The sequence below is a fragment of the Endozoicomonas sp. ONNA1 genome, assembly GCF_024606325.1.
Taxonomy (GTDB): Bacteria; Pseudomonadota; Gammaproteobacteria; order Pseudomonadales; family Endozoicomonadaceae; genus Endozoicomonas_A.
Window position 1 is genome coordinate 26,614 of the sequence record NZ_JAHHPN010000110.1, and the last position, 8,598, is coordinate 35,211.

Consider the following 8,598-nt stretch of genomic DNA (forward strand, 5'->3'; position numbering starts at 1 on the left):
TGGGTATCGTTATCTGTCAGATACCCGGTGGATTATAGGTCACCCAGTAAACCATGTTGCCCGGGCAGTCGTCGCCCAGTATGTCGCTCATCAGCTCGTTGGCTTTCAGGTCACCCATCTTCTTGATCCAGTCAGTGTCTTCCAGCTTTTCTTCCAGAAACCAGTTGGGCAGGGCGTTGATGTGCTTATCGTAGTAAGCCAGTGGGAACCTGAGGTCCCTTGGCAGGCGAGTGCGTTTGATGCTCAACGCTGCATCACAACGAACCACCAGACTTTCTGCCACCTGTTTTCTTTTGCTGACGTAGTTGCCTGCTTCCCTGCGGTACTTATCTTCGTAGGGGCCCATCAATTCTTCGTAGCGGTTTTCTATGCAGTGATCGTAAGCCCGGCTGACATCGTCGTTTTGATAGCCCATGATCTTGCAGGCTTCTTTCACCCGCTCACGAAACTCACGGCTGATCTGTAAATACCAGGGAGCATGAGGACCCAGAATGTTTTGTGCTTCCTGATTGGCAATGAAAAACAGGTTTTCATCGGGGGTAAAACAGAGCGCAGCATCCTGAGCGTTAACGACATCAATTCTGGAAAGATCTGGCTCTTTGCCAACAGCGCTTTCGCGTTCAAAACGGGCTTTTTGACAGAATTCAGAGTCGGTAATATCGACAGCAACTCCTGGCATTGGGGTGATTTCCTGAGGGGTAATAGCCAGAGCATCAAGAGTAAAAAGCAATGAGGCCGCAGGCAGAAAACGACGCACAACCTTGTTGATAACGGACATATCCACTCCTTAGACACATCTTTCTCGACAATGTAATAGTCTATGTATACCACTCCCGATCATCAGGATAAAGCTGTCAGCGGCACAAATGCTCGTTTTGCGACATGATCGATCTGCCAGTGCTTTATACCCCACTCTAGAATTTCGGAAACACTGCTGCCTTCCAGTTCAGTATCCGGCCTCTGTCCCAGTGCCTGCAACGCTTTGATCAATTGCTGTTCAGGCTGATGGAGAGGAATCTCTGGAGCATGATTCTGCTTGCTCAGCTTGTCGCCGTTCGCAAGCGTGATAACAGGAACGTGAGCGTAGACAGGAGTGGCAGTGTTGAGCAAGGACAACAGATAGGTCTGCCAGGGTGTCGCATTGAGAAGGTCATGGCCCCTGACAATATGAGTAATCCCCTGATAAGCGTCGTCTGCACATACGGCCAGCTGGTAGGCAAAGAGACCATCCTTGCGCTGAATGATGAAGTCCCCCAGATCAGGCAGGGCATATTCGATAGAGCCCTGGATCAGATCCTGAAAGGCAATGATGGTTTCCGGGCATCTCACTCTCAGGGAGTATGGAGACTTTGTATTGTCTGTTTTGTCTCGACAGATCCCCGGATAGACGCCTCCTTTGCCATGAAGATCCTTGCGGGTACAGGTGCAGGGGTATATGAAACCTCTGTCCTTCAGGTCACTGATGATGTGTCGGTAGGCTTCGTGACGCGTGCTTTGGTAAAGTACCTGATCATCCCAATGCAAGCCGTAGACTTCCAGCGACTTCAGAATCCGATGGGCTGCGCCAGGCTGCTCCCTGGGAGGATCAATGTCTTCCATGCGAACCCGCCAGATTCCGTTTTGCGAGCGGGCGTCGAGAAAACTGGCCAGGGCGGCAACCAGTGAGCCAAAGTGCAATGGGCCGGAAGGGGAGGGTGCGAAGCGGCCAATGTAGTCTGGCTTTTCTTTGCCGTGGGCAGTTTTTTTCGCTGTGGGCATGTTCAGGGTCTTCAGGCCATAAGCAGACGAAAGGGTTTATTGCCGATGCCAGGGCAATAAGTTTTCACAAACACAAAAACAGCAAAGCCGCGATCTGATTCGCGGCTTTGCTTGAAGGCAGCAATGTCAGGGTATTATTGACCCAGTTGCTTCTCCTTGATTTCAGCCAGAGTTTTGCAGTCGATGCAAAGAGTGGCTGTAGGTCGGGCTTCCAAACGGCGGACGCCAATCTCGACACCGCAAGAGTCGCAGAAACCGTAGTCTTCTTCCTCAATGCGAGTCAGAGTTTTATCGATCTTTCTGATCAGTTTCCGTTCGCGATCACGGGTACGCAGCTCCAGGCTGAACTCCTCTTCCTGGCTGGCACGGTCAGCCGGGTCAGGGAAGTTTGCTGCTTCGTCCTGCATATGGTTTACGGTGCGATCCACTTCTTCCATCAACTCCTGTTTCCATTGTTTGAGGATGTTAGTGAAATGTTCGACCTGCTTCTCATTCATGTATTCTTCGCCTTCTTTCTCCACATACGGAGTGAAAGAGCGAAGCAAATTACCTTGATCGGCTTTTTTCTGTGCTGACATGATTACAGCCTCATCACCTTCTCATTAAGTAGCTCGACATACTGCCTGCCAAGCTTTCCATCCGAATGCCGGACAAAACCGGCTTCCTTGAAAGCTGAGGTCAACACCACGGGTTGCCAGTATCAGCTGCGTAATCTGGCCCCTATGCCTCTTGCCTTCCTCACAGAAGCGACGAAACTACCAAAACCTATGGCAATGCGCCATAAAAAAATGCTTCTGCCGCTGTCGACAAGTGATCATCCACCTAATACATAGTAATCACAAAATACTATTCGAGGAAACCGTCAACTGACAATCATAGAATTCAGTTTTGGAATATTAACGTCTAATTTAATGAAATATTAGTATGAAATTTGAAAAAGATCTTCAGTCAGCCCGCCTTATTCGACGTTACAAACGGTTCATGGCGGATGTAGAACGGGAGGATGGCAGTACCCTGACTCTTCACTGTCCGAATACCGGCTCCATGAAAAACTGTCTCTATCCGGGCAAGCAGGTCTGGTATCTTGATTCTGGTAATCCTAAACGCAAGTACCCCTGCACCTGGGAGTTGGCTGAGATTCCGGTCATGTTTGAGTCAGGGGAGAAAAGCACTCTGGCCGGATTGAATACCGGCAGAGCCAACAGGCTGGTAGAAGAAGCGCTGCGCCTGAAAAAGATTTCCGAGCTTGCAGAATACGATAAGATCCGCAGAGAAGTGCCCTATGGTGAAGAAAAAAGTCGTATCGACTTTTTACTTCAGCAGGAAGGTTTGCCAGATTGTTATGTTGAAGTGAAAAGTGTCACTCTGGCAGTAGGTGATGGTCTGGGCCTGTTTCCCGATGCTGTCACCGCACGAGGAACAAAGCATCTCAGGGAGTTAATGACCATGATTGATTCAGGCCACAGGGCGGTGCTGCTGTTTTGTGTTCAGCATACGGGGATTGAACGTGTCGCTCCGGCTCATGAGATTGATCCAAAGTACGGTCAGGTCATTAAAGAGGCTGCAGCTGCCGGGGTTGAAATTATGGCTCTGGGTGCCGAGATATCGACGCAAGAAATCGCCCTGACCAGGACGTTGCCCGTTTTTGATATTGAATGATTGGCCGGTTAAATAGCCATTGAGAAGACGCCTGCCCTGATCTCAACATTCAATGGACATCATTCCATGACTCTTTCTGCATGATGGTTCGGATAGGCTGCAAAATAACGTCTATCTTATAGTCCGAAACATCAGAACGTTATGGAACCTTTCAATGCTCAGAACCGCGGTAGTCGGGACGGGATATCTGGGAAAGTTTCACGCCCTTAAATACGCCCTCTTACCAGGATGCCGACTGGTGGGAGTGGCTGACATTAATGAAGACAGTGGTCGTGTTGTTGCCAGGGAGTGCGCTACAGAATTTTTTGCTGATTATCATCAACTGTTAGACAAGGTGGATGCTGTCAGTATTGCTGTACCTACGTTGCTTCATCATCAGGTTTCAAGAGACTTTCTTATGGCCGGCGTACATGTATTGGTGGAAAAGCCCATAACCTCGAGCCTGAAAGAATCCCATGAGCTGGTTCAGATAGCCAGAGAGAAGGAGCTGGTTCTGCAGGTTGGGTGTCTGGAGCGCTTTAATGCGGCACTTTCAGGCGTAGGCCCATTATTAAACAAGCCTCGCTTTATTGAGTCCCACCGGCTGGCAGAATTCAAACCACGTTCGATTGATATCAATGTGGTCATGGACCTTATGATCCATGATCTGGATATTATTCTGAGCCTGGTGAACCAACCCCTGCTGGGTGTCGTCGCCAACGGCACTGCGGTATTGACTGACTCGGTGGATATTGCCCAGGCAAGGCTGACATTCAGCGGTGGCTGCGTAGCCAATGTGACCGCCAGCCGGATCAGTCAGAGCACCAAACGTAAGATGCATATCTTTCAGGAGAAATCATGCATTTGCATCGACTTTCAGTCTCTGAATATGTCGCACTTTTACAAAGGTAGAGGTGAGATGTTTCCCGGTATTCCCAATATTGAGTGTGATGCACTGACCTACAAAGACAGTGACTCATTGCGCAGGGAAATAGAAGATTTTCTCAACTGTGTTCGCCATTCAAGAGCCCCCAGGGTCAGCGGTGAAGATGGCCAACGTGCCCTGGAGTTAGCCACCCGGATTTCCGGCATTATTGAAGGAGATACTCAATGAGTACGGAACCAGTGATCCCTATGGTGGATACGCTGGCCTGGCACAAGCCAATTCAGCAGGAGCTCAGGTCTGCGGCCAACCGGGTGCTGGACTCTGGTCGCTTTTTGATGGGAGAAGAAGTGACTGCTTTTGAGCAGGAAGTCAGAGAATTTCTTCAGGCTAATCAGACGGTCAGTTGTGCCAATGGCACCGACGCCCTGGTTCTTGCACTTTCTGCGGCTGGTCTGGGATCTGGTGATGAAGTAATTACGACACCCTTTACCTTTTTTGCCACCGCTGAGGCCATCGTTCGGGTGGGTGCAACGCCTGTGTTTGCAGATATAGAACTGGAGACGTTTAATATTGATCCGCTTCGGGTACAGGAATCTATCACGAACAAGACTCGTGCAGTGCTGGTGGTTCATCTCTTTGGTTTGCCTGCCCGAATTCAGGAAATCCAGTGGCTTTGTGAGGAGCATTCCCTGCTGCTGATTGAGGACTGCGCCCAATCTTTTGGTGCATCAGTCAATGGTAGAATGACTGGAACCTGGGGTGATTTTGGTTGTTTCAGTTTTTTCCCCAGTAAGAACTTAGGTGGCTTTGGTGATGGGGGGTTGGTCATCGCGAAGACCGGGTCCATGGCGGAGCAATTAAAGGTGTTGAGAAACCACGGCAGCAGCGTTCAATATCGACACGAATACATGGGTTACAACAGCAGACTGGATGAAATGCAGGCGGCGCTGCTCAGGGTTAAGCTAAAGTACATTGCACGTTATAACGATGAGCGAAAAAAAATAGCGGAAGATTACCGGTCCTTTTTGCAGGGGATGGATATTCTTTTGCCAGCAGGTCAGGGACATGTTTATCACCAGTTTACTGTCTTAACCGATCAGCGAGATCAATTGAAGGATCATCTGGCCAGTCATGGCGTTGCATCAGCCCTGTATTATCCGGTGCCACTGCATCACCAACCGGTGTTTAAAGGCTTTCCGATGAAACAGGATCTTTTTGTTGCTGAGCAGGTGTCCCGGCGTTGTCTGTCTTTGCCTGTTTTTCCGGGTATGACGAAGGCGCAGGTGCATCGGGTAACAGAGTCGGTCACCCGTTTCTTTTCAGAAGATAGAGCAGAATTTGCCTACTGGTTTGCGGGAGCTGCACCCTGAATATCGTCCAACAGCCTCCTGACTGAGGAGCAGATTGATGAAGTGCTGGCACTCTGCGGTATTGGCAATGACACTTATCACTTCCCAAATGATCCATTCAGCACCGTTTCATGATCAGCTTGAGGCGGTTCGGCTGGCTGATGCCCACTTTGATGCACAGGGGCAAGTGGAGACGACCGGTGATATTGATCGCAAAGTTGTCTGTCTTCGTCCCATGCGAAAGGGGTTGCCAGAGATCAGTGCCGAGAGTGTGGGTGAGCAGGTAAGAGTTCACTTGTATGGCCATGGTGGCAGTGGCTGGACGCTGCTCTGGGGCAGTATAGAGAAGGCAATGGCCCTGTTTGAGGAGAAGGCAAGAGAGCACAAATTCAACGATCAGGTTTCCATTACGATCATAGGTGCGGGTTGTATGGGAAAAGCCGTCGCTCTATCGCTCTTCCACGCAGGCTACCGGAACATTCGTATTGTGGCTGAACAAGACAACCGTATTGCTTCTCTGAACTCAACGGGCTACCTGGCCATGGTCTCTCTGGCAACAGAAAGTGAGACAGAGAAACAGGAGGCTGAACAGCTGGCTATTGAGACGCTTAAGGGGTACCAGAGCGTAGACAGAGGAACCCATCCGATCGTCAATGAAGGAGTTCATCTCATTGATGTTTACAGTGGCCTGGGCAAAGAAGGAGAAGAGGGCCCACTGGAAACCTACACCGGTATTGAGCCCTTTGCTGAGGCTGGATTGTTACCCAAGCCTCAGCAAGGTGTGGTTGAGTTTTCCACAGGTGTGAGTTACCCGATGCAAAAATTCCAGACTTACTTTATGGATACTGCGGTCATCATGGCAGCTTTTGATCATGAACTCAGAACCAGAAATATTCCTGTGATTCATGAGACAGTGGGCAGTCTGGATGATATTAAAACCTATGTTGTTTTTAACTGCTCCGGGCTGGGGGCCGCAAGTCTGAATCACGATGACAAGGTTTACCCAAACATGGGATTGTTGCTGGAGCTGGCTCATCAACCTCTGAAAAAGCTCGACTACATTATCTATACTCGCTACCAGCCGCCGGATGCACCCAAACGTTCAAGCCCTCCGGATAAGGCGGACATCTATTTTATGCCCAGAAGCGGCGGATTACTGGGAGCCACTTTTGTCGATCACAATGATGGTTCCGATAACGCTTTGAATGAAGCGTTATTCACAAGAATACTGAGAGAAAATAAGCAGTTTTTTGGTTATCCGCTTAACACCCATTGAGACGCTATATTGACAGCTGGGCAAGGCAGAACGGTTCTATGAAGAACCGTTGAAACAACGCCATCCGGACAATTCCAGGTAGAATCCGATGCTCTGTGAGCCGTCAGTTGTGGCTGTGTTGTCACCGGTGGGAACGTAGAATTTGATCCATTCACATTTCTTTTCTCCTAAGAAAATAAGTTATTCACAACTCAGGCTAATCACCGATGGTCAATGGTTGCTTTTGACTCTGCATGAGAAACGCCGGGAGTGGCGCTTCTACGGATAGATCTTTAAGTTAACAGATAAGGAAGGATCACCCACGTTTGGCTGATAACGAACAGCAGCTCCTATCCGGGGACAGGGAGGAGCAGTTGGCTGGGACCGAACAGGACCGGTACTGCCAGTACTATTGCCTGCGGCCAATGAATCCAATGCTGATGGTAGCCCCTGACACTGTTGCTGCTCACCGGTGAGGGTGTTCGCCATCGTAAATCCTGTAATTGCTCGTTCCTGAAGCCCGGTGCGGCTAGGGTATTTGCACGCAAAATAAGTGCCAGCAGCGGCTCCAGCAACAGCGCCAGTAACAAGACAGCAGGTAACAGAGGCACCAACAGCAGCGCTAGTTGAGCTGTAATAATAGTCAATTATGGGGTTGCAGTTGGACATAGCAGCACCACACACACTACCGCCAGCGGCACCGATTAAGGAACCGCCGCCAACCGGTACAACACAATTTGAAACAACGCCATCCGGACACTTACAGTTATTATCCGGTGCTATATGAACCGTTAGTTGCGGCTGTGTTGTCACTGGCGGTGAAGACGCAGTACTTGATATATTCATATTACTTCTCTCCTTAGAAAATAAGTTATTTACACCCCAGCAGCCTGTCGGACTTAAGGCTGTTTCTTGCAATCCTCGCTACGGACGCTTAAGTCCGACAGGCTGCCAGGATTTTCCATTGAACTAATGCTGGCTGTAATCATTGTATTTAATATTTTGACCGAATCATTCCGCAAAAGTTCCTCCAGAATTGCCACAATTCAGGATTAAGGCCTTTGGAACGACAAACGGAGATGTCAATAAGAAACCTTCGCAAGAAGGGTAAAGCCCATTAATGGCGAAGTAACGAATTTGCTGCGCTGGAAAAACTTCGAAGTCTTAAAGGAATAACCTGAACTTGAGTGTCCGTTGCCTGTCCAAGTATTCAGGTGGACGTGAACTTTAATGTCCGTTGCCTGTCCAAGTATTCAGGTGGACGTGAACTTTAATATCCGTTGCCTACCCAAACTTTTAAATTATTAAGGAGAATATATTATGAGTTATGGAATGACACCATCAGTAAGCACACCGGCTGGCACGGTACCTGGATTGATGCAGAATAGCGTATCAAAGTCCGATACCCAAACGGACGTTGTACCGTCCATTCCACATGCAGATCATTCAGAAACAGGCAAAAGTCTTACAGACCGGGAAATATCTCCCATGAGAATCGAAGTCAGTAATGATCATTCGACTGCATTGCAAAGCATCCTGGATGCAACGCAAAGCTACCAGCAGATGCACCCTTATACCCCGCCCTCTGGCGTGAGCTACAAGGATTTTCAATGAGAGTTTGGGTGGCCAATGAACAAGAAGCAGACAAACAGTCAGATGGGGTCATTGTCGTGGCCCACCACCTTGCAGAGTGGATGTTTCAGCCTGAATTC

At 49.2% G+C, this 8,598-nt stretch carries 9 protein-coding genes; 5 read left to right on the forward strand and 4 right to left on the reverse strand.

All coding sequences use genetic code 11. From position 1 onward, the window contains the following. Positions 1-16: 16 nt before the first annotated feature. The 3 genes from KDK19_RS02530 to dksA all read right to left on the reverse strand — a co-directional run bounded on the left by KDK19_RS02530 (position 17) and on the right by dksA (position 2,336). Positions 17-778 (reverse strand): hypothetical protein, encoded by a 762-nt coding sequence (locus KDK19_RS02530; RefSeq protein WP_257280375.1) that lies wholly within the window; start codon positions 776-778, stop codon positions 17-19. 62 nt (positions 779-840) lie between these two features. After that, on the reverse strand, positions 841-1,758 hold the full coding sequence (gluQRS, locus tag KDK19_RS02535; RefSeq protein ID WP_257280376.1) for a tRNA glutamyl-Q(34) synthetase GluQRS: 918 nt from the start codon (positions 1,756-1,758) through the stop codon (positions 841-843). A 134-nt stretch (positions 1,759-1,892) separates the two neighbouring features. Then, positions 1,893-2,336: an RNA polymerase-binding protein DksA gene (gene dksA, locus KDK19_RS02540; RefSeq protein WP_257280377.1), complete on the reverse strand. Its 444-nt coding sequence runs from the start codon at positions 2,334-2,336 to the stop codon at positions 1,893-1,895. Positions 2,337-2,682: 346 nt separating this feature from the next. On the opposite strand from dksA, the gene sfsA reads away from it, so the two are divergent. The 4 genes from sfsA to KDK19_RS02560 all read left to right on the forward strand — a co-directional run bounded on the left by sfsA (position 2,683) and on the right by KDK19_RS02560 (position 6,907). Next, complete coding sequence (sfsA, locus tag KDK19_RS02545) at positions 2,683-3,417, forward strand: DNA/RNA nuclease SfsA (RefSeq protein ID WP_257280378.1); 735 nt, start codon at positions 2,683-2,685, stop codon at positions 3,415-3,417. A 154-nt stretch (positions 3,418-3,571) separates the two neighbouring features. Continuing rightward, a complete protein-coding gene (locus KDK19_RS02550; protein WP_257280379.1) occupies positions 3,572-4,510 on the forward strand; it encodes a Gfo/Idh/MocA family protein in 939 nt (312 codons plus the stop codon). Next, positions 4,507-5,652 carry a DegT/DnrJ/EryC1/StrS aminotransferase family protein gene (locus tag KDK19_RS02555; RefSeq protein ID WP_257288369.1) on the forward strand — a complete coding sequence of 382 codons (1,146 nt, stop codon included), beginning with the start codon at positions 4,507-4,509 and terminating at the stop codon, positions 5,650-5,652. Before KDK19_RS02550 ends, KDK19_RS02555 begins: the two co-directional genes overlap by 4 nt. Positions 5,653-5,689: 37 nt before the next feature. Then, positions 5,690-6,907 (forward strand): NAD(P)-binding domain-containing protein, encoded by a 1,218-nt coding sequence (locus KDK19_RS02560; RefSeq protein ID WP_257291283.1) that lies wholly within the window; start codon positions 5,690-5,692, stop codon positions 6,905-6,907. A 258-nt stretch (positions 6,908-7,165) separates the two neighbouring features. On the opposite strand, the gene KDK19_RS02565 is transcribed toward KDK19_RS02560, so the two are convergent. Further along, on the reverse strand, positions 7,166-7,732 hold the full coding sequence (locus tag KDK19_RS02565) for a hypothetical protein (protein ID WP_257280382.1): 567 nt from the start codon (positions 7,730-7,732) through the stop codon (positions 7,166-7,168). Between the two features lie 474 nt (positions 7,733-8,206). On the opposite strand from KDK19_RS02565, the gene KDK19_RS02570 reads away from it, so the two are divergent. Then, entirely contained in the window at positions 8,207-8,500 is a 294-nt protein-coding gene (locus KDK19_RS02570; protein ID WP_257291284.1) for a hypothetical protein, read from the forward strand. Positions 8,501-8,598 lie beyond the last annotated feature (98 nt).

What these genes read in the sequence shown, in the direction of transcription:
- KDK19_RS02530 (WP_257280375.1), bottom strand. Translation starts at nt 778, where the DNA reads ATGTCCGTTATCAACAAGGTTGTGCGTCGTTTTCTGCCTGCGGCCTCA.
- gluQRS (WP_257280376.1), bottom strand. Translation starts at nt 1,758, where the DNA reads ATGCCCACAGCGAAAAAAACTGCCCACGGCAAAGAAAAGCCAGACTAC.
- dksA (WP_257280377.1), bottom strand. Translation starts at nt 2,336, where the DNA reads ATGTCAGCACAGAAAAAAGCCGATCAAGGTAATTTGCTTCGCTCTTTC.
- sfsA (WP_257280378.1), top strand. Translation starts at nt 2,683, where the DNA reads ATGAAATTTGAAAAAGATCTTCAGTCAGCCCGCCTTATTCGACGTTAC.
- KDK19_RS02550 (WP_257280379.1), top strand. Translation starts at nt 3,572, where the DNA reads ATGCTCAGAACCGCGGTAGTCGGGACGGGATATCTGGGAAAGTTTCAC.
- KDK19_RS02555 (WP_257288369.1), top strand. Translation starts at nt 4,507, where the DNA reads ATGAGTACGGAACCAGTGATCCCTATGGTGGATACGCTGGCCTGGCAC.
- KDK19_RS02560 (WP_257291283.1), top strand. Translation starts at nt 5,690, where the DNA reads ATGAAGTGCTGGCACTCTGCGGTATTGGCAATGACACTTATCACTTCC.
- KDK19_RS02565 (WP_257280382.1), bottom strand. Translation starts at nt 7,732, where the DNA reads ATGAATATATCAAGTACTGCGTCTTCACCGCCAGTGACAACACAGCCG.
- KDK19_RS02570 (WP_257291284.1), top strand. Translation starts at nt 8,207, where the DNA reads ATGAGTTATGGAATGACACCATCAGTAAGCACACCGGCTGGCACGGTA.